The organism is Methanolobus sp. ZRKC3 (assembly GCF_045291275.1).
Classification (GTDB): Archaea; Halobacteriota; Methanosarcinia; order Methanosarcinales; family Methanosarcinaceae; genus Methanolobus.
This window is the reverse complement of sequence record NZ_CP146982.1, coordinates 2,217,031-2,238,166: the sequence shown is the minus strand read 5'-3', so window position 1 is coordinate 2,238,166 and position 21,136 is coordinate 2,217,031. Positions and strand designations below refer to the sequence as shown.

At 44.1% G+C, this 21,136-nt stretch carries 22 protein-coding genes; 10 read left to right on the top strand and 12 right to left on the bottom strand.

The genetic code is table 11. The features are described from left to right. Positions 1-7 precede the first annotated feature (7 nt). The 6 genes from V7O66_RS11330 to V7O66_RS11305 form a co-directional block, all read right to left on the bottom strand. A complete protein-coding gene (locus V7O66_RS11330) occupies positions 8-1,120 on the bottom strand; it encodes a pyridoxal phosphate-dependent aminotransferase (protein WP_406660422.1) in 1,113 nt (370 codons plus the stop codon). A gap of 15 nt (positions 1,121-1,135) precedes the next feature. Then, on the bottom strand, positions 1,136-1,744 hold the full coding sequence (gene hxlB / locus V7O66_RS11325) for a 6-phospho-3-hexuloisomerase (RefSeq protein WP_406660421.1): 609 nt from the start codon (positions 1,742-1,744) through the stop codon (positions 1,136-1,138). Between the two features lie 12 nt (positions 1,745-1,756). Then, on the bottom strand, positions 1,757-2,287 hold the full coding sequence (locus V7O66_RS11320; protein WP_406660420.1) for a hypothetical protein: 531 nt from the start codon (positions 2,285-2,287) through the stop codon (positions 1,757-1,759). Positions 2,288-2,304: 17 nt separating this feature from the next. Then, complete coding sequence (locus V7O66_RS11315) at positions 2,305-2,667, bottom strand: DUF2073 domain-containing protein (RefSeq protein ID WP_406660419.1); 363 nt, start codon at positions 2,665-2,667, stop codon at positions 2,305-2,307. Positions 2,668-2,672: 5 nt separating this feature from the next. Then, positions 2,673-3,308: an Era-like GTP-binding protein gene (locus V7O66_RS11310; RefSeq protein WP_406660418.1), complete on the bottom strand. Its 636-nt coding sequence runs from the start codon at positions 3,306-3,308 to the stop codon at positions 2,673-2,675. Between the two features lie 109 nt (positions 3,309-3,417). Next, positions 3,418-4,419: a PhoU domain-containing protein gene (locus V7O66_RS11305; RefSeq protein WP_406662641.1), complete on the bottom strand. Its 1,002-nt coding sequence runs from the start codon at positions 4,417-4,419 to the stop codon at positions 3,418-3,420. A gap of 116 nt (positions 4,420-4,535) precedes the next feature. Here V7O66_RS11305 and V7O66_RS11300 point away from each other — a divergent pair, with 116 nt between their 5' ends. Together V7O66_RS11300 and V7O66_RS11295 are read left to right on the top strand one after the other, a co-directional pair. Beyond that, complete coding sequence (locus V7O66_RS11300; protein WP_406660417.1) at positions 4,536-5,024, top strand: hypothetical protein; 489 nt, start codon at positions 4,536-4,538, stop codon at positions 5,022-5,024. A 250-nt stretch (positions 5,025-5,274) separates the two neighbouring features. Beyond that, positions 5,275-6,198: a UbiA family prenyltransferase gene (locus V7O66_RS11295; protein ID WP_406660416.1), complete on the top strand. Its 924-nt coding sequence runs from the start codon at positions 5,275-5,277 to the stop codon at positions 6,196-6,198. Positions 6,199-6,210: 12 nt separating this feature from the next. On the opposite strand, the gene V7O66_RS11290 is transcribed toward V7O66_RS11295, so the two are convergent. The 4 genes from V7O66_RS11290 to V7O66_RS11275 form a co-directional block, all read right to left on the bottom strand. Continuing rightward, the gene (locus tag V7O66_RS11290) at positions 6,211-6,996 is read right to left on the bottom strand and encodes a helix-turn-helix transcriptional regulator (RefSeq protein ID WP_406660415.1); all 786 of its coding nucleotides are present in this window, start codon (positions 6,994-6,996) and stop codon (positions 6,211-6,213) included. A gap of 200 nt (positions 6,997-7,196) precedes the next feature. Continuing rightward, positions 7,197-8,813, bottom strand: a complete 1,617-nt coding sequence (gene purH / locus V7O66_RS11285) for a bifunctional phosphoribosylaminoimidazolecarboxamide formyltransferase/IMP cyclohydrolase (protein WP_406660414.1) — start codon at positions 8,811-8,813, stop codon at positions 7,197-7,199. A 118-nt stretch (positions 8,814-8,931) separates the two neighbouring features. Further along, on the bottom strand, positions 8,932-10,836 hold the full coding sequence (locus V7O66_RS11280) for a phosphoadenosine phosphosulfate reductase family protein (protein ID WP_406660413.1): 1,905 nt from the start codon (positions 10,834-10,836) through the stop codon (positions 8,932-8,934). A gap of 58 nt (positions 10,837-10,894) precedes the next feature. Next, a complete protein-coding gene (locus V7O66_RS11275; protein WP_406660412.1) occupies positions 10,895-11,557 on the bottom strand; it encodes a Dna2/Cas4 domain-containing protein in 663 nt (220 codons plus the stop codon). 290 nt (positions 11,558-11,847) lie between these two features. Here V7O66_RS11275 and V7O66_RS11270 point away from each other — a divergent pair, with 290 nt between their 5' ends. The 5 genes from V7O66_RS11270 to cyaB are packed head-to-tail and all read left to right on the top strand — an operon-like array spanning position 11,848 to position 15,767. Further along, positions 11,848-12,588: a helix-turn-helix domain-containing protein gene (locus V7O66_RS11270; RefSeq protein ID WP_406660411.1), complete on the top strand. Its 741-nt coding sequence runs from the start codon at positions 11,848-11,850 to the stop codon at positions 12,586-12,588. A 33-nt stretch (positions 12,589-12,621) separates the two neighbouring features. Further along, complete coding sequence (locus V7O66_RS11265) at positions 12,622-13,671, top strand: hydroxymethylglutaryl-CoA synthase (RefSeq protein ID WP_406660410.1); 1,050 nt, start codon at positions 12,622-12,624, stop codon at positions 13,669-13,671. A gap of 10 nt (positions 13,672-13,681) precedes the next feature. Further along, positions 13,682-14,854 carry a thiolase domain-containing protein gene (locus V7O66_RS11260; protein WP_406660409.1) on the top strand — a complete coding sequence of 391 codons (1,173 nt, stop codon included), beginning with the start codon at positions 13,682-13,684 and terminating at the stop codon, positions 14,852-14,854. 5 nt (positions 14,855-14,859) lie between these two features. Beyond that, positions 14,860-15,249: a Zn-ribbon domain-containing OB-fold protein gene (locus V7O66_RS11255; protein WP_406660408.1), complete on the top strand. Its 390-nt coding sequence runs from the start codon at positions 14,860-14,862 to the stop codon at positions 15,247-15,249. After that, positions 15,249-15,767, top strand: coding sequence for a class IV adenylate cyclase (cyaB, locus tag V7O66_RS11250; RefSeq protein WP_406660407.1), 519 nt, complete (start codon positions 15,249-15,251; stop codon positions 15,765-15,767). Before V7O66_RS11255 ends, cyaB begins: the two co-directional genes overlap by 1 nt. A 29-nt stretch (positions 15,768-15,796) precedes the next feature. On the opposite strand, the gene metG is transcribed toward cyaB, so the two are convergent. Further along, positions 15,797-17,836, bottom strand: coding sequence for a methionine--tRNA ligase (gene metG, locus V7O66_RS11245; RefSeq protein WP_406660406.1), 2,040 nt, complete (start codon positions 17,834-17,836; stop codon positions 15,797-15,799). Between the two features lie 128 nt (positions 17,837-17,964). On the opposite strand from metG, the gene sppA reads away from it, so the two are divergent. Together sppA and V7O66_RS11235 are read left to right on the top strand one after the other, a co-directional pair. Further along, on the top strand, positions 17,965-19,269 hold the full coding sequence (sppA, locus tag V7O66_RS11240) for a signal peptide peptidase SppA (protein WP_406660405.1): 1,305 nt from the start codon (positions 17,965-17,967) through the stop codon (positions 19,267-19,269). A 5-nt stretch (positions 19,270-19,274) separates the two neighbouring features. Further along, entirely contained in the window at positions 19,275-19,754 is a 480-nt protein-coding gene (locus tag V7O66_RS11235; protein WP_406660404.1) for a DUF4184 family protein, read from the top strand. 61 nt (positions 19,755-19,815) lie between these two features. On the opposite strand, the gene V7O66_RS11230 is transcribed toward V7O66_RS11235, so the two are convergent. Continuing rightward, the gene (locus tag V7O66_RS11230; protein ID WP_406660403.1) at positions 19,816-20,397 is read right to left on the bottom strand and encodes a DNA-3-methyladenine glycosylase I; all 582 of its coding nucleotides are present in this window, start codon (positions 20,395-20,397) and stop codon (positions 19,816-19,818) included. 68 nt (positions 20,398-20,465) lie between these two features. Between V7O66_RS11230 and V7O66_RS11225 the strand changes: the two genes are divergently transcribed. Further along, positions 20,466-21,107 (top strand): class I SAM-dependent methyltransferase, encoded by a 642-nt coding sequence (locus V7O66_RS11225; RefSeq protein ID WP_406660402.1) that lies wholly within the window; start codon positions 20,466-20,468, stop codon positions 21,105-21,107. The last annotated feature ends 29 nt before the right edge of the window (positions 21,108-21,136 follow it).

The following is a 21,136-nucleotide window of genomic DNA, read 5'->3' as shown; positions in this document are numbered from 1 at the left end:
TTTATCTTCAAATAACTTTTTCCATTATTTTTAAAGCTTTTTTGATATTATCCATGGAAGTTGCATAGGAAAGTCTTATGTGACCTTCGCCCTGTGCTCCGAACGCAGTTCCTGGAACAGCTATAACTCCATTTGATACGAGTTTGGATGCAATCTCAACGGAATCGGAGACTTCAGGAAATGCATAAAAAGCTCCCTTTGGAAGAGCGCATTTCAGACCAATGGAATTAAGACCCTCTACAAGAACATCCCTGCGTTTTCTAAACTCTTCACGCATTTCGACCACAGGATCCATTGGACCGTTAATAGCTGCAAGCGCTGCCTTCTGGGCAACTGAGTTTGCACATGCCTGAACATACTGGTGCACCTTGATCATCTGCTCAGTATATTCTTTACTGGCAGCAACATAACCAAGTCTCCAGCCAGTCATGGAATATGTTTTGGATACCGCGTTAATGGTAATTACATTATCAGAGAACTGAGCCGGACTGACATGCTCGCCCTCATAGATGAAATGCTCGTAGACCTCATCTGATATAAGAGTGATATTATGATCGTCAGCTATCTGAGCAAATGCCCTCATGTCAGCTTTGCTTTGCACAGCACCTGTGGGATTTGCAGGAGAGTTGATGATCATTGCCTTGGTTTTGGGCGTGATCCTTTCCACCACATCCTCGGGCCTTATGGTAAGGTCATCACCAAGGGGAAGTGATGCCGCTTTGCCACCCATTATCTCGACAAGTGCGTTATAAGAAACAAAACCGGGATTCGCAATAAGTACCTCATCGCCCGGACCTACAAGTGAGGCAATGGCGATCTCCAGCCCCTCGGAAGCACCGGATGTGACAATTACCTCATCCGGCGAAACAGTGAAATTGTTCTCCCTCTGGAATTTGGAACTCAGGGCCTCACGAAGTTCTAAGATACCGGAACCAATGGTGTAACCTGTGAAACCCTCGTTAATAGCATCAATAGCTGCCTGCTTGATGTGTTGCGGAGTATCAAAGTCAGGCTGGCCGATACCAAGATTGATAGAATCAGGACCAGCAGCTTCAAACATCTTTCTTATACCGGAAATATCGATGTTCAGTACCCTTTGGGCAAACTTCGTATCGGCCATGAAAAATCCTCTTACTTATTCAATATTCGTATGTCTTGACTTCAGGTCAGCTTCTGAAGCACCTGTGATGAATATAAGTTCTGCAATGACCGCATCAAGGAAAACACTTGCAGATGTTTCAAAGGAGGTACCCAGTGGAGTCAGATATGTATATTCACCACGCATGTGACGCTCGACGTAGCCCCCTACATCATCCTTTGACCTTCCCTGAAGTTCGATCACGGTGTCGGACATATTGCCAATCTTTGAATCCTTGTTGGAAGTTATTGAGATCAGTGTTGCACCAATATCCTTTGCGATCTTTCCAAGGTCTGAAACAGAGCGTGTCTGCCCTGAGCCTGATATTGCAACAACCACATCATTGGCACTGACAGCAGGCGTGGTGGTCTCCCCAACAACGTGGGAGGAAAGTCCAAGATGCATGAGCCTCATTGCAAAGGCCCTTCCTACAAGACCGGAGCGGCCTGCACCTATCACAAAGATACGCCTTGCTTTTAGGAGATGGTCAAGCATCTCTTTAATTGATTCGTTATCAAGGTCCTGAGCAACCTTTTCCAGGTGCCCGACCATTAGTAATATAGAAGACTTCAAATGCTTGCATTCAGTCATGTTTTCTTCAGTCATTATAAAAAACCCTTATGTGTTAGTGGAGAATTGATTATCATGATGCTTCTCTTTCACATCATCCTTATAATTAACGTTCTTTATATCCCAGTCCTGGATGCTACTGAATTCATCATATAATTTCATGATATCAGAATCATCACCGGTCCAGTAGCAGTCCAACATCATATCATTATCCTTAAGCTCTTTGGTTATTGAACCGGCAAGCAGAAAGAGTGCTTTCTTGCTGTAAAAAGGAACATGGAAGGTAGCACGATACCCCTTATCTGCCCTGGCATATGCCACAAGCACATAACCGCTACTTTCGTAATCGGTAATCTCCTCAAAATCACAAACCACTTCAAGTTCATGTACAGCAGACTTGTCTATTTTCGATATACCAAGAAGGACCTCCCCAACAACCACATCAGGAACCTGGCGTCCAAACCAGATGGATATCTTACCGTAAGTACATGTCACGTGTACATCATCTCTCCCCATCTCAAAAGAAGAAAGGGAATGATAGGGAGAGATCAAAGGTTCTTTACTCTCTTTAGAACTCATTCAGATTCACACAACAATTATTTGTTTGTAGAAATAAGAGCACTGATCATATCACGATCCTTCCTGAGAGTCTTTAACTGGTCAGCAGGCCCGATTACGGTAAGTCTTGATTTGAGTGTGTTCTTCTTCAGTATCTTCCCGAAGAAAGATGTATCAACTTCGGAAGGATAACTTTCCATCTCAATTCCTGAAAAACCATCCGGCTCGATAAGCGTCATAGTCATTTCTATAAGACTTGCCTCTTCTTCAGGAGTCAGTCCCTTTTCAAGAACTAATATCTTGCCGCTCATCACTTCATCAATGATAAACCTCACTTTTTCAACAGGAGCCATTGATGATAGTCTGTGTTCAGACACCAGATCCATTTGGAAACCCTGCATAACGATCACCCAAACCTCTTTGCGATCTCTTCATACAGAGTATCTACGTTCTTTCCTTCAAGGGCTGATATTGCAACCATAGGATGTTGTGGGAAAGCGTCCCTTATGGTGGATGGTGAAGATTCCGGAAGATCGACCTTGTTGGAGACTATCAATAGAGGAAGGCTACGTGCCTCCATGTTTCCAATAACAGTTACATTGACCTGAGTGAACGGGTCTTCTGTAGCGTCCATTACAAGAATGACACCATCGAGGTTCTCGAGCCACTTGACTGATTCGATAACACCTTCTGTTGCCTCTTTAGCACGTCTTTTTGACTCAGCCTCATCCATTCCCTGCGCCATGAATTCATGGAAATCGATCTTTGTAGCAAGTCCCGGAGTGTCTATGATATCGAGGGTGATGGAACTGGAATCGGTCTTTATCGTCACACCTTCCCTACGTCTTGCACGCCTGGTCTCGTGAGCAATGTGTGATACAGAACCCATTGCATCACCGGTCCAGTCCCTGATGATGCGGTTTGCAAGAGTGGTCTTACCAGCGTTTGGCGGACCATATATCCCTATTCGAGCATTCTGTTTTTTAAATAATCTTGTAAAAAGATTTGAGAATTTCTGTTTGAATTTTTTAATTGCGCCCATTCGTACCCTCCGTTGCATGGGATGATATCAGATTTGAATATTTTGCTATTACAAACACCCACTGACATATATTTCTTATTGTATATGGCCAGGGCGATAATAGATTTTATTAAACATTGGATTTGGTCATAGCAGAGTTTATAGCTATTTCAGCGATGTTTGCACCATAATCAGCCGTTCTGTCAATACTGTCCACCACGGCACCAAGTGCGACCACAGATTCAGGAGAATCAAGCTTCAAAGTGGCTTCATTGAGCTTTTTTATCAGCGGGGACATCTTTGCGACACCATCGATAACCTGATTTGCAAGATCGACATCCGAATTATAAAGGGAATCTATGGAGTCTTCAAATATCTGTCGTGATAAATTGCTTGTTTTTTCGATCATTTCCATGATACCATCAGGGATGGACCGATCAAATGAAGATGTGGCCTTGGCTATCTTGCGGGCATGGTCTGCAATCCTTTCTATCGGACCAGCTGCCATCCTAAGGTCATGATATTCATCTATGGAAGTTTCCATGGCATCAGGCAGTCGGGCACCCCGCAACACAGAACGGAATTGTTTCGCTATCAAAAGAAATAGCCTGTCGACATCATCATCCCTTTGATCAACATCAAGGGCAAGGTCGAGATCCAGGGTCTTCACAGCCTTTATAGCATCTGCATACATGGAATTGGAAATAAGGAACATCCTTCTGACACTTTTCTTAATAGAGATCTCATCCGGGTTAAGGAGATCCTGAATAACTACCTTTTTTGCAGTTTCCTCGATAATTTCAGGACCTATAAGCTTGTAACATATCCCCCTGATGATCTTCTTCTGTTCAGCAAGAATACGGTCCGCCTTGATCTCTATTACATCCGAGCCGGCAAGATAAGCCGCAATGATATCCCTTGTAAGAGCATCACCCATCCTTCCCGTTACATCGATCTGGCTTCTCTTTAAAGGAGCGGAATCCGAAATAGGATCGATGATAAGCTTACCATCAGGCTGTGGATGTAACGTGATACTACTCCCTGTTTTTATCCCGACCTTATCTGCCCAGGGTTTCGGTAAAGAAATGATATATGTAGAACCACCGGTTTGCTGAACTTTTCTGGTTTCTATTTAAATCCCTCATTACAATATTACTCTATGAGAAATATATAGACTTGTATGTGATATATATAGCTGCGCTTTTGCAGGCGAGAATAATATATAATAAAATAATATTATTATAAAATATGAAAGAAATAAACATCCAACCACATGAAATGAGCCTTTTACGAAAAATACTACCCATTATCTGCCTTCTTGTGCCCTGGGAAGTCTATTACTACACAGGGGATTACTCAAGTGGATGGGGCATCAAATTCTCCCTATTCTATGCAAATTTTGACATGCAGTATGGAAGCATTTTCGTTGACCTGATCAAGCAACTTGGACTACTGTCCTACGGAGGCTTCCTTCCATCAATAAGGACAATTACGTGGTTTCTGGCAGCGGCACTTTGTCTGATCCTGGCAATCTATGAATTGTCCAGAGAAGATATCGAGCTTAAACTTGGAAAAAATACTATAGCTGCCATATTTATTGCCTGCTCAGTCCTGAGCCTCATAAGTTCAATGGCAGTCTGGAACAGTTCCTTTAAGACAATTCCTATTGCTCCGCTTTTTTTTGCCATGGGAGGATACATTCTTCTTTATGCAAAGAGATCGAATCAGGAAGAGTAATAAATTACTGGATAAAAATACTTAATATGAAAAACTATATATTATACCTAATACTTATCACAGAGTGCTAATCTATGGATTTCCCATTTCGACAGAATTATTTCGACAGAATTTCCTTACATGAAATCCATAGCCCTGCGATAAACTCTTTTTTTGAAATATTAGAATTATACTAGTAGAATCACTTTATATCAATGATATAATGTTATGTTCAAAAAATAATATTACATTGCCCTGAGCCATTATGCTCATGGGTCAAAATAGTACCATTGACATTACGAACTTTCCAGTAAAACGATATAATTTTAATTATGATTTTATTGGCGCAGAGAATCTGGCGACACTGAACCTTTTGAAAAGTTCTGTTCTGGTATCCATATCAGGTGCCTTGCGAATACACATAGCTTTTCTGCTATTGCATATTAGTTCTATATTTTTGCACTGCTTTGCAGGTGGACTGATAATATATTCAGTTTATACCCTGGACAGGGCAATGGATGCTGAAGAGGATTCGGTGAACAGGTCCGAACTTAAAGGTGCATCAAACAAAATAGCATTGTTGTTATCACTCATTTGCTTTATTATCGGTGCAACTATACTGGCATCCAGTGGCATGCTGCTTATCGCATTCATCCCCCTTATAACAGGATACCTGTACACCAAGGGGCTCGATCTTGGAAGATTCAAACTGAGACTTAAAGGCGGCATGGGAATTAAGAACCTGGTAGTGGGAATTACATGGGGATCTTTCATCGCGGGAATTGCAGGATATTACTCTGCAAGTATTCTGGCAACCCTGCTGGTATTCATATTCTTTGGAACAAAGCTATTCGTCAATTCTGCAATATACGATTTCAAGGACATTAAAGGTGATACTCTTGCAGGTATCAACACATTGCCAGTAAGCCTTGGAGAAAAGAATACCAGAAACCTTCTCTTTGGACTTCATATAATAGCACATCTGATTCTGAGCATCTTCCTGCTGAAAAATGTAATAGCTTTTGAGCCGATAATACTTATCTACAGCTTTATTGCAGGCGTATTATCGATCAGAAGTTTTACAAAGCCCATAGAATTTGAGAGTATGGAAAAAGAAACCAAAAGACTATTTCTGGTTGACGGGGAATCCAGCTCAATCATGGGACTAAAAACCATTGCAAGCTGTGTCATGTGACACAGCTATTTTTTAAAGAGAAACTATCCGCCGGGACCTTCTCCGATAGTATTCAAAAATTTCCTCACCCCACTTGATCGAAGATTCATCGTAGCCAACCAGATCACTGCGAGGATCATATGAGCCGTTCTCATAAAATAGTGAAAGAGAGAAGAAATAATCAGTAACCACAAATGCAAGCTTCACATCATTAATGACATAAAGCTCCGATTTCGGAGAATCCAGAAAGAACTGCAGTTTACCCCTGTGTTCGGTTGCGACCTTGAAAAAGACATTCTCAGTCAGGATCAAAGATGTAGGTACATGGTTCTCTGCAAGGCTTGTAAAAAAATCAGGATATGTGGGGATGAATATGGGAGAAATGCCTTTGACGTAATTAGATTTTGAAATATTGTCCGCGAATATCTTATGCGATTCATAGATATTCTCAATGCTGTCTGAAATAACTTCACATCCCCTGATCTGTGCAAGATCTTCCAGCAAATGCGGAGGAATATCTTCCACAGTATGTTCATTCCAGAAGGACTCGTTCTTTTCTATGGTTGCCAGAATATCCAGAAGTGGCCTATAATGACTAGCTATGGCTTTGCCCATAGGGGTGATGTGATACCTCTTTTCATCCTTCCTTATTAGATTGGATGTCTGCATCTCTTTTATCCGAGGAGATATCTCCGGTGAAGAAACGTTGAAATGTTCCCTTATCTCAGAAAGGGTCCTTGGTTTTTCTTCAAGCAGGAAAAGAATACCTTTCCTCTTTTCGGAAAACGTCAGTACGCTCAGTAAGCCTCTTGATTTCACAAAGTTCACCAGATCTATAACATGATATGTAGGTTAATTAGCTTAAAAGCCATCTATCAGATTTAAAGAGGCTGCAATATTTATAAGTATTTTCAGACTGAAAAAATAAAGTAGACATAAAACTTTGTGAAGAGCCCGGGATTAACGGCCAAAGGGTTCCAAAACCAATACACGCTAATAAAAAAAAGAAGGTGGACACTTCAATGGAGGAAGTGTCTCATTCCGGTGAAGATCAAAGATACGCCCAGTTTATTTGCTGTGCTTACAACTTCATCATCCCTGATGGATCCACCAGGTGAAAGAATGTACTTGATACCACTTTCATTTGCATGGATTATGCTGTCATCAAATGGGAAGAAAGCATCTGAAGCCATGACACATTTTGAAAAGATATCCTTGCAGTACTCGTCAAAGGATACAGCCGGGTTTTCACGGTCATAAATGACCTGAAGGTTCTCACGGGCCTTTGTAGCTGCAAGTTTTCTTATGGAATCAACCCTGTTAGGCTGCCCTGCTCCCATTGCAAGCATCATGTAGCACCCTTGCTCATACTCATATGCCAGAGTAACGGCATTGGACTTGACACACTTGCATGCATGCAGACTGAATTCCGAAACAGAACGCAGCTCTTCAGGGTATGAGGTCTCAGTTACACAGTCCCATTTATCGTAGATACCGATATTTCTGGACTGCTTCAATATTCCACCCACCACATACTTGTAAGTATCTTCCACAGCAAACGGTTCATTGAATTCAGGAAGCTCAAGCAGACGCAGGTTTGCACTCTTATTCCTCAGATATTCAAGAGCATCATGCTCAAAACCTGGTGCCAGTATTATCTCCACGAACTTGCCATTGAGGAATTCCGCAGCTTCGAGATCGAATACAGTGTTTGTGCAGATTATACTGCCATAGGCTGAAATTGGATCGCCATCCCATGCTGCCTTAAGAGCCTGCAAAAGAGTATTGCCCGTTGCAAGTCCGCAGGGGTTATTGTGTTTTACCACTGATACAGCCGGGTTTTCATTACCTAGCTCCTTGACAGTCTGAAGAGCATTGTCAGCATCGATATAATTGTTATAGGAGAGCTCCTTCCCATGCAGTTGTCTTGCATTTGAAAGTGAAGGTCCGGTTACACCAGCTTCCTTGTAGAATTTAGCTTCCTGATGCCAGTTCTCACCATATCTGAGAGCTACACCACTATTGAAGCTCATACGCATGACCTCTTCACCAAGCAATTCCTTGCTAAGATATGTGTCAATGGTAGCATCGTAATCAGCCGTGTGTCTGAATGCTTTGACAGCAAGCCCCTCACGGGTTTCCTTGGACACCACACCAGTCGAACGGATCTCCTTGAGGATATGACCATAATCATCCGGGTCGCAGATCACTGTAACTGAGCGATAATTCTTGGCAGCTGAACGAAGCATAGAAGGACCACCAATATCGATATTCTCGATCGCCTCTTCAAGCAGTACACCTTCATTTGATACCGTTACCTCAAAAGGATAGAGATTCACTGCTACCAGGTCAATAAGTTCTACATCTTCTTTTTCAGCTTCTCCCATGTGATCGTGGTCATCTCTGAGACAGAGTATACCACCATGTATACGGGGATGAAGTGTCTTTACCCTGCCACCCATCATTTCGGGAAAACCGGTTACATCTGAAACATCCATTACCTTGACACCTGCATCACGAAGAATGCGTGCGGTGCCGCCCGTTGAAATTATCTCTACATCGAGTTTTTCAAGTCCACGAGCAAAATCCACAATACCAGTTTTGTCAGAAACGCTTAGCAGTGCCCTTTTTACCAAAAAATCACCGAATTAGATTGGCATGTATCGTGTATAAGTGTTCTGGTCAGAATAAATAAAAGAAGGAAGAGAATCAAAAAATGACGATCCTCATGATACAAAAAATACTATTTCCTGTTTATGAATTGAATTTCACAACAGGACACACATCAATACAAAGTCCGCAATGGCTGCACTTTTTGCCAATGATGGCAACTCCCTTTTTGAGCTTTATCTGTTTTTGCGGGCATTTACCCACACATACCCCACAACCACTGCAAAGCATGGATCTGCGGATAGAGTTCTCCACATTCTTCATAAGAGTGCGCGCCTTTTTGTCGGTATCACTGCGTGCAGTGACAGTTCCTGATGCAAAGACCTGGACTCTGTCCTCATCTTGAAGTAAAGAAGCTACACCTTCCATGTACAGGACCTTCTCAACAGCCTCAAGCATGCCAGTTATTTCCAGCTTTTCAAGGTCTATTGCGCTGTCAAATGCACCTTCTGCCGAGATACCACCCTGTTTACATGGACGATAGCCGGATGTGACATGGAACTCAAGAGTACCTGAAGCATCACTTTTTGGATGGAGGTTTATTCCCTTCTTCTTCGCGATCTCCCTCAACTGCGGAGGGAGAGTCTGCCAGCGCCAGAAACCATGCTCTACCCACTCTTCAGACAGTCCCATCTTTTCAGCATAGGACAGCAGGTAATCTGTAAGCCGCTTTTCCATTTCAGGATGAGTGGTCTTTAATCGTATCAGATCAGCCAATGAACATGACGGGCAGAGCCAGCATCCTATTCGGTCGTAACCCTCTTCGTACATTGGATTATACGGGAGCTTGTTCTTGAATATGTAAAGCCAGACATGCATCGCGGTCCAGTTCTGTATAGGTGCCGCAGCTACCTGATTGCCAACCCATGGGTTCTTCCAGACACTCTCACTTTTGGCACGTGCACCGGATTCATATTTTCTCTGCCCGATAAATGTCAGGCAACCGTCATCGTAATTGTCATCGATGATCTGTGTAATGGGACCCAGTTTACAGACCTTACAGCACCAGCGAACTTCCACACTTGGAGGACCGAAATTCTCAATTGAATCCCAGAAAGCATCCCCTGAACTAATAGAATGCAGAGGCTTTCCATATATCTGCGCAACTTGTGCTACGTTATCCAAAGTTTCAGGGAACTCGATTCCGGTATCTGCAAACAGAAGTTCGTAATCTTCAAGACACTCACTGACAAGATGAAGAACAGCGAGACTATCCTTGCCACCTGAATAGGAAACAGTTGCCGGACGGTTCGCAGAAGAAGCCACATTACTAATGAATTTGTGAGACCTCCCTACAAAATCGTCCATGTATCTTGAATTTGCCTCGACCGCATCATCCCATGTCTGTCCGGCAGGCGGTATAGTGATATCCTCAGGGATTGCCTTTAATCTCACTTTAACTCCAACGCCCTTACCCTTTTCAAGCATCTTTGCGCCAGTCATGCGTGCCCTGCCTGTTGCCAGTACCTTGCCATCGTGGGTGAGCACCACAACCTCATCCATTTCCGCAATATCAGGATCTGCATCAGCTATACCTGGAGCAAGTACACTGGAACCTGAAAGAATGAATTTTTCAGCACCCTCGTCAATAGCAACCCAACTTTTCAGGGCAGACTTGTCCCTGTTTGCAAAAATACGACGGGCGCCATTTATCCTTAATAGTAGTATCCATCGTAGATATTCCAATTCAAAGCGGATACTTCCAACAATTTCACCATCTACTATTATCTCCTCCATGCGGTCATCATATGGAGATTTGTTCAGAACTACAACACGCTCAGCACTTATGAGAGGTAAACCGAACTGTTCTTCAGAAAGGCGGTTTATCAGATCGATCTCATAATTGAATGCAGGGCGGATGTCGCCAGGAGGAGTGACTGTTACATGCTTTGTCATCTCACCGCATGAGCATTCCTTTCCAAGCACGGGTACATTACATGAGGGACACCAGTGGAGAAGTAATTCACCAAGATACAGAGGTTTTGCCATTGTCCATCCTCACTAGTCAATGATTAAATAGTTTGTGGGTTGGCTAATAAGCAAAGGATCAGAAGAACTTTGAAGCAAGAGAAGGGCGTACGTTGCACAGGGACCCATGCGCACAACCCTGGCACAGCGGACCTGTTTTTTTGTCAGGCATGGAGCCTTCCTTGATTTTTCGCACCCTGCCAAGCACTTTAAGAACCTGTCTGCGTTCGTTGGAACGTATGGTAACGGGCCTTAGTTCAGCATGTATTGCATAGAGTACAATACCTGATCCAACAGGAGTTGAATTAGCTTCTCCCATGAGCATGGCAAGAGCAGTTAGATGTAAGCGGTCATTAGCCCATACACCTGTTTCAGGATATTTTCCGGTTTTAATGATCAGAGGTATCTGCACATCATCCTCATTGAGAACGAAATGTGGAATTCCGCTAAGTCCGAGTTTTCCGGAACAGAAAAGTGAGCCTGCATCCACCTTTTTTAGCTGGGAGACAAAAGAAGTATTAGTTGTATTCGAAACAAGGGACTGCAGATTTCCGGCCATTCCAGCAAAGTGAGATCTTATCTGTGCTGCTGCCTCATCTATCATCTTCACATCCACACCCGCCAGTTCAGCGGAATAGATAAGAGGAAGATCTTCGATCAGCTGGGAAAGCATAAGATCGAGATATGAAATTATAGCATCGTCTTTTGACGAACATGATATCAACAGTTCAGAAAGGTTCATACCGAGCTCTTTCAATAGAAGATGCTCCAGATATGAAATTGAGACATCTGGAAAAGATTCATGGCCACGGCATGTATAATACAGTTTACGGGGACATAAAAGATATGTATTTAGTTCGGAAACTTTAACCCCTATTTTATCCCTTTCAATAAACATATTTTTATAGTGGATAGAGAACATACTATAAATAAGCAGATGATTTGCACCCGATACGGAATTAATTAAATCGTCAATTGACGTATCTCTATTCGTTAAATATATATGTGAATCTATCTTTAGGAGCATAAAGCATGAATGAAGACGAATCGCACGGAATGATTCGCAGGCGTCTTGCAGAAAAGATGGCAGGCGAAATAACCCTGTCTGAAAAGCCTGGGGAAGCGTTGAAAAAATGGCGATTGAACTTCGAAATTGCCCAAACTGACCTGTCCGGCTACCTGAGCGTATCACCCTCCGTCATAAGTGATTACGAAAGTGGAAGGAGAAAATCTCCTGGAACGCTCATCGTCAGCAGGATAGTAGAGGCCCTTCTTGAGGTCGATGCTCAGAGGGGTGGACAGAAAATTCATGCTTATGAGGGGATGCTTTTTACTGAAAAAACATCCAAAGCCATTTACGCTACGTACGAATACACATTTCCAATGCAGGTGGCAAAACTTGCCAGCCTGATAGATGGCGATGTGGTTAACAAGGGTGTTGAAAAACCACTGTACGGGTTCACGGTCGTTGATAGCAAGAAGGCGATCCTTGAACTATCGTCCCATGAGTTCCAGAAACTCTATGGATGGAGTACAGAACGTGCATTGGTCTTTACAAAGGTCAGCACGGGAAAATCACCCCTGGTTGCCATAAGGGTCACAAACCTCAAGCCAGGAGCAGTTGTGATACATGGATTGCGCGGCAGTGAAGTTGACCCCATGGCGAAGAAAATGGCTGAAATTGACAGGATTCCCCTTATTGCAACAACAATGGATCTTGATAAATTGGTAGAAGTGCTGAAAAAATACAGCGAATACCATATCATGGAATGATTTCCGATAACAACTCATTAAAAAGGTGTAAACATGACTGTAGGTATAGTCTCATATGGCGCCTATATCCCACGATATAGGATAAAAATAGAAGACATCGCCCGTGTATGGGGAGACGATGCTGATATTTTAAAAGCAGGTTTGAAGGTTAATGAAAAATCAGTACCTGATGTTGATGAAGACACTGCGACCATTGCTGTAGAAGCAGCCAGGTCAGCAGTTTCAAGAGCCGGTCTGGATGCACAGAGAATTGGAGCGGTGTACACCGGTTCCGAAAGCCATCCATATGCTGTCAAGCCCACAAGTACAATAGTGGCTGAAGCAGTGGGAGCTACCCCTGTATTGACCGCTGCTGACTTTGAGTTCGCATGCAAGGCAGGTACAGCTGCCATCCAGACATGCATGGGAATGGTCTCTTCAGGAATGATAGACCTTGGTCTTGCGATAGGTGCTGATGTTGCACAGGGTGCACCTGGAGATGCACTTGAATACACTGCAGCTGCAGGCGGAGTTGCCTGTGTTATCGGAAACAAGGAATCCGAACTTGCAGCAATTATCGAGGACACTTATTCATTTACAACAGATACACCTGACTTCTGGAGACGTGAGGGAATGCCATATCCAGAACACGGTGGACGTTTTACAGGTGAACCGGGATACTTCAAGCATGTGTTAGGCGCATCCAAGGGAATGATGGAAAAGCTGGACACAAAGCCCGAAGATTACGATTACGCTGTTTTCCACCAGCCAAACGGTAAGTTCCCAATGCGTGCCGCTGCAATGCTTGGATTTACCAAGGAGCAGATAAAGCCCGGACTTGTAGTTCCAAGGCTTGGTAACACATATTCAGGATCGTGCATGATGGGAATCGCAGCAACTCTCGACCAGACAGAACCCGGAGACCGCATATTTGCAACCGCTTTCGGTTCCGGTGCCGGTGGAGATTCATTCAGTATAACTGTTACCGACAGAATAGAAGAAATTCGCAACAATGCACCTACTGTTGAAGAGCTACTTGCAGACCCGATCTATGCGGATTATGCAATGTATGCCAAACACAAGGGTAAGATAAGGATAGCATGAGGTGTTGAAGATGAGAGATGTAGCAATAATTGGTGTGAAGAACACAAATTATGGAGAACACTGGGGCCGCGATTTAAGAGATATAGTTGTTGAAGCAGGCGTCGGTGCCGTTGAAGATGCCGGTGTTGTCGGTGAAAAAATAGATTCCATGTTCGTTGGGAACATGAGTGGAGGTCAGTTTGTCGAGCAGGAACACATTGGTGCGCTCATAGCTGATTACGCAGGTCTTGCAAAGAATCTTCACGTACCTTCAACACGTGTTGAAGCTGCCTGTGCATCAGGTGGTCTGGCTCTAAGACAGGCAATCTACGCTGTAGCATCTGGATATGATGATATTTCCATTGCAGCTGGCGCTGAAAAGATGACCGATGTACCATCCCCGAAAGCATCATCCGCTCTTGCAGCAGCAGCTGACAGGGAATGGGAAGGCATAATGGGGGCGACTTTCCCCGGACTTTATGCAATGATAGCCAAGCTTCACATGACAAAATACGGAACCACAAGCGAACAACTTGCCGAAGTTGCTGTGAAGAACCACTTTAACGGACAGCATAATCCTATTGCTCAGTACAGAAAGCCCATTAGTGTGGATGCAGTACTGAATTCCATCATGGTTGCTGACCCATTACACATTTTTGACTGCTCACCAATAACAGACGGTGCTTCTGCAGTTATTGTCGCACCTGCTGATATTGCCCATGAATTTACCGATACGCCAATCTATGTCAAGGCAACAGCTCAGGCAAGTGATACAATTGCACTGCATGACCGCCGTGACATAACCACCCTTGATGCAAGTGTGGCTGCAGGTCGACGTGCATATGAGATGGCAAAAATGAGTCAGAAGGACATTGACATGGTTGAAGTTCACGACTGTTTTACCATTGCAGAAATATGTGCCATTGAAGACCTCGGTTTCGCTAAGAAGGGCGAGGGCGGAAGAGTCACACAGGAAGGAGAAACCGCAATTGGTGGAAGGATACCAGTAAACACTTCCGGCGGACTCAAGTCATGTGGCCATCCTGTTGGCGCTACAGGTGTCAAACAGGCTGTTGAAATAGTAGAGCAGCTTCGTGGAGAAGCAGGTAAACGTCAGGTTGACGGAGCAGAGGTTGGAATGACCCACAACGTGGGAGGTTCAGGTGCAACCGCTGTTGTACATATTTTCTCAAGGAACAGGTGATCACAATGTCAGTACCACGATTTTGGAGACAGCAGGTAGCCAGGTACAATCTGGTTGGTACACACTGCAAAAAGTGCGGAGAATACTTCTATCCACCACGTGATATGTGCCCTGATTGCAGACGTGATGGAGAAATAGAGGATTTCAAATTCAATGGAAGCGGAGAGGTCGTAACCTATACGGTCATTCACACTGCAGCCGAAGGGTTTGAAGGCCAGACACCTTACGTACTTGGTATAATCAAGCTCGATGAAGGACCACAACTCACAAGCCAGATAATAGCCATGGCCGATGACATGGAGATAGGTATGAGGGTCAAGCCTACATTCAGGAAACTGGGACAGGACGGCGAGAACGGTATGATATACTACGGTACTAAATTCGTTCCTGCATAATGATAGAAATAGAGATTAAAGCCCGTGCCAGCCATGAGCATCTCAAAAAGATGCTGTCTGGCATGGGTGCTGATTTTATAGGTGTCGAGAACCACAGCGACACCTATTACAACGCCCCTCACAGGGATTTTGCACAAACCGATGAAGCCCTGAGGATACGGTCTGTCAATGGCAGGTCTGTGCTGACCTACAAGGGACAAAAACTTGACACCATTTCCAAGACCCGAGAGGAATTTGAGACCGAAGTTGACGGGACAAATGCACGCAGTATTCTTCTAGCCCTCGGATATTTCGAATCCGGTAATGTCTCAAAAACACGGGAGATATTCAAATACGATGATATCACAATCGTTTTGGACAGTGTGGAAGGACTCGGGGAATTTGTTGAAGTGGAGATAGTCGCTGAATCGGATAGCGATATATCTAAAAAGAGATTGTTCGATTGTCTTGAAAAATTGAGAATAAGACAAGAGGATACCATTAGAACCTCTTACCTGGAAATGTTGCTGGATCTTTAGACCCAGCTTTACTTACTTTTTTCAAAATATTATCCAATGATAGCGCCCGGACCCATATCCTTGTCCGTGCTCAACAGTGATACATCCTCATCGTTGTCTGCTGCCAGAAGCATTCCCTGGGATTCTACACCACAGAGTTTTACAGGTTTAAGATTTACAAGCACGTTCACTGTTTTACCGACCATTTCTTCTGGCTGGTAATATTCTGCAAGACCAGCGACTATCTGACGTGGTTCCACATCACCTATGTCTACCTGAAGACGCAGGAGTTTCTTGGACTTTTTGATCTTCTCAGCGGAAAGGATCTTTCCAACTCTTATGTCCAGCTTTGCAAAATCATCGTACTCTATCTCATCCTTGAATTCCATTTTTACCTCTTCCTCTATGCCTGCTTCCTTAGCAATAGCCTTCTGTATACGTCCGGAGGATATCTCATCCATCTCGGCAATCTTATCATCCTCTACCTTAACAAAGAGAATGCCTGGCTTTTTCAGGGCTTTTCCACTCTCAACAGGAACTGTAGCCTCTGAATAAGTAACTGTGTGCACGTCTGTTTCCATGCCTATCTGCTGCCATGCGTCTTCCATACTGCCTGGAATTACAGGTTCAAAGAGCAATATAAGAGCCTTAGCAAGCTGTATACAGTTCTTGATGACCTTTCCACAGGCTTCCTTATCTTCCTTGATAAGCTTCCATGGCTCATTTGCCTGGAAATATGAATTGCCGTAGGATGCCAACGCCATTGCAGCATCTACCGCCTTCTTGAACTCGTATTCAGCAGTTGCCTTGCTCACATCATCTATTGTAGAACTGATCTTATCCATTATCTCGGGATCGATGTCCCCTTCAGGGATCTCACCGAAGTTCTTGAAAGTGAAAAGCAGGTTCCTGTACAGGAAATTACCGAATACACCCACAAGTTCAGTGTTAATCTTGTCCTGGAATATCTTCCATGAGAAATTGACCTCTTTTGTATGGGAGGTGTAACTTGCAAGATAGTATCTCAAAAGATCAGAATGGAAACCGTGGTCAAGGTAATCCTCTTCAACCCATACCACATAACCACGGCTCTTGGAGAAGGTCTTATCCTCAATTTTCACCATACCTGATGCCACAACCGCTGAAGGCTGGCTGTAATCCGCACCCTTAAGCATTGCAGGCCAGAAAATGCAGTGATGGTAGATGATATCTCCACCTATGAAATGAACTATTGGGTTATCTCCCTTCCAGAACTTCTCCCAGTCCCCGCCAGTAGCTGCTGCCCACTGCTCGGTAAAGGACATGTATCCAATAGGTGCATCCACCCAGACATATACCACAAGGTCATCATGTCCCGGGAATTTTATGCCCCATTCAAGGTTCCTTGTGATACACCAGTCGGTGAGTTCCTGTTTTACCCATCCAAGAGCATAGTTGCGTGCATTGATGGTACCGCCAAGATTCTCAAGGTGTTCCAGCAGGAAATCCTTGAACTCTGAAAGCTTGAAGAAGAAATGTTCCTGCTGTCTGTACTCTGCGGGCCCTGAGCAGATGGTACACAATGGTTGCTGGAGTTCTCCTGGTTCAAGGTGTTTGCCGCATCCCTGGTCACATTCATCTCCACGAGCTTTTTCACCACAGTTGGGGCATGTTCCTTCAACATACCTGTCAGGCAGGAAACGGTCACATTCTGGACAGTAGGCGATCTCTATTGTCTTGGGGTAAACATAGCCCTTGTCCACGAGCTTGTTAACGATCTCAAGGGTCCTGTTTTGATTTTCTGCATCATCTGTAGTACCATAGGCATCGAAGTTGACGCCCATTTTCTTGAATACCTCATTAAAGTGAACGTGGTATTTCTGCATGAGCTCCCCGGGCGTGATTCCCATTTCCTCAGCGTTCACCGCAATAGGTGTGCCGTGGGCATCAGAACCACAAACAAAGGTGGCTTCCTGGCCATTTTTCTTTAAAGACCTTACAAATATGTCTGCAGGAATGTAGGTGCGCAGGTGCCCCACATGGGCTTTCCCATTAGCATAGGGAAGACCACACGTGACAAGTACTGCTTTATCAGAGGGAATGTTTGACATTTGTTTTCTCCATTAACTCAATATATCTGATGTTGGATTGCGTACAATTATAAAATAAATTTCGCTTAAAAAACAAGTAAGCTTTTTAACACCCTAACTCATTTTACAATCAGGACGGGAAATTGCAGATGAACGGAGATAACACAGATAGTAAAGCCGATCCTTCTGATGAAGTTGAATACCATACTTATCCTTATTCTTATAGCCAAACAAAAAATGAGGAAGATGAAGAAGTATTCATCGATCTAACAGATATTGACTCTGAAAAAGAGGAGATCGCTGTGGAAGCTGATGTGGATGAGCCTGCTCCTGATAATGGGAGTAACAATGAGCATGGTGCCGATGAGCCAATTCCTGATATCAAGGAAAATAACGGGGATGGAGCCGCCACTGATAAGGTAGAAAATGTGATCCCTGAAAATAAAAAAGTAGTTGAGAATGCAGGATACGACAATAACAAAAAGCAAGATGATCCTGTCACTTCCGGAAATCTACGTAACAATGATACGCCTGTCCCGGAGAGGAAAAGCCGGAAATTACAGTACATTACCATTGCAGCCGTTCTTTTGCTGATAATTGGTGCAAGCTTTGTCCTCATTTACCAGACATTCAATGGAGACCTTTATCCCTCAGATGGAAAGGTAGCGGTCATCTACGTGCAGGGAACCCTGCTCACAAGTAGCATCCCCGGCGGACTGGGTTACGCAACATCCGAGGAAATATCAGAAAATATCAGGGATGCTGTGAACGACGAGGACATCAAGGCAATAGTCTTGCGCATCAATAGCCCCGGAGGATCTTCCACTGCCGGGGAAGAAGTATATTCCGAGGTCAAGAAAGCAAGTGAGGACGGAGTGCCAGTTGTTATTTCCATGGGAGATGTGGCAGCCAGTGCAGCCTATCATATATCCGCACCTGCCGACCTTATAGTTGCAAACCCATCTACCATGACCGGAAGTATCGGTACCATCTGGACCTTCCAGAACCTGTCTGAGTTTTACGATGAGGAAGGAGTGGAATTCTATGTGGCAAAATCCGGAGAGTTCAAGGATATGGGTGCACCATGGCGCGGACTCTCAGAAGATGAGAAGGAATATGCCAACAAGGTCATTGTAGAGGTCTATACCAGTTTCATCAATGATGTTGCAGAGGGCAGGGGTATGAGCGTCGGTGAGGTAAAGGACCTTGCAGACGGCAGGATATATACCGGCAGGAAGGCAAAAGAGCTAGGACTGGTTGATGAGTTCGGAAACCTTTACGATGCCATCGACAGGGCAGCAGAACTTGGTGGTATAGAAGGTGATGCCACAGTGATCTACATGAACAAGCCATCCCTTTCAAGCCTGCTCTTCGGCTCCGAAGCTGATGCTTCAGTGGCTGTGGACGAGTTCCTGAGATACCATGAAGAAAGCCCCTACGGCCAGCTTACCTGAGAAGGATGCCCTTCACCCCTTTTCATCTCGGACCTGCTCTTTTTTTCTCCGGCCTGGGCGGAAAAAGAGTTAACCTCGCAGCCATAGTTCTGGGGAGTATTATCATAGATGTAAGGGCAGCTTACTGCATATTTGCAGGCTGCCGGCCCCTGCATGGACCAATGCACACATTTGCAGCTGCTGCAATAATTGCTCTTCTTATTTCCGCTGCACTGTACTCCCAGAGAGGGATACTGCAGCGAATTACAGATACACTTGGATTGAAGCAGAACTACTCGATACTGACAATTGTTTCCAGCTCGCTTATCGGTACATGGAGTCATGTCTTGCTGGATTCCTTCCTCTACAATGATATAGTACCGCTCTGCCCCCTTAACAGCAATCCTTTTTTAGGACTTGTGGGAGCAGGTACCATGTATAGCGCCTGTTTGCTGGCTTTTTTCATTGGTATCGGAATCTACCTTTACATGTATCTGAAAAAATGAGATATCAGACTACAAGAAATATCACTTATCTAACCATCAACTATCAAGTCTCATTTTCCACTCATTTTTCAGCCAGCTTCCTGCATTCTTCATACCTGAAACATCCAATCTCATGGTCGTTCACCATTCCAACCGCCTGCATGAAGGCATAGACTATGGTAGGACCCACAAATGAGAATCCTCTTTTCTTCATGTCCTTGCTTATCTTCTCGGATAATTCGGTATTTGCAGGCACCTCTTCCATTGAATTCCAGGAATTCTGGACCGCTTTCCCATCTTCCAGAAAGCCCCATATGTAATTATCAAAAGAGCCGAATTCATCTCTTATTTCAATGAAAGCGCTGGCATTCTTTATTGCAGACAGGATCTTCCTCCTGTTCCTTATGATACCTGTGTCCTGCAGCAGTTCTTCAACTTTTGCATCATCGTAGGCTGCGACCAGCTTGTAATCAAAATCGTCGAAGGCTTTCCTGTAACCTTCCCTTCTTTTCAGAATGGAATCCCAGCTCAAACCTGCCTGTGCACCTTCCAGTATCAGGAACTCAAAGAGCTTCCTGTCATCGTGGACCGGACTCCCCCACTCAGTATCATGATATTGCTTTTCAAGCTCGTTCACGTTGGCCCATTCACAGCGAACTTTCATACATTTCAGACAGATATCAAGGCTTTTATAGTTTCTTTCATAAAATCTTACAGGGGCATGGGAGCATTATGAAAAGAACTGCTTTTGATATCCATACAGAGAAATACGATATCTGGTACGACGAGAATCCGGCAGTCTATGCATCCGAACTGGAGGCCATCAGGGAGCTTATGCCATCGAAAATATTCCATAATAGTATCGAGATCGGGGTTGGCACAGGCAGGTTTGCATCGGAACTGGGTGTCACTTACGGGCTTGATCCGTCTGAAGGAATGCTGAAAATTGCAGATTCACGTAAGGTTGAATGTATAAAAGGAGTTGCTGAAAAACTTCCTGTCAAAAACTCATCTATGGAACTTGCACTGATGGTTACGAGTCTCTGTTTTATGGATGCTGAAAAAGCACTGAATGAGACATACCGTGTGCTTGCTCCTGAAGGATTTCTGATAGTTGCTTTTGTTGAAAGGAACAGACCTCTGGGAGAGGAATACCGCAAAAGGAAAGCAGAGAGCAGTTTTTACAAAAAAATTGGATTTCATACCACCGATGAGGTCCTGTCGATGTTGAAAGAACACGGATTTGAGGATATGCTTATCAAACAGACCCTTTTCAAGCCCCTGAAAATGATACGAGATACGGAAAAACCTGAGGAAGGCTTCGGGAAAGGTTCCTTTGTCGTCATAAGGGCAAGAAGTATAAAGCACGAATGAAGAATTTTCTTAAAGGGGTATTATGGGAG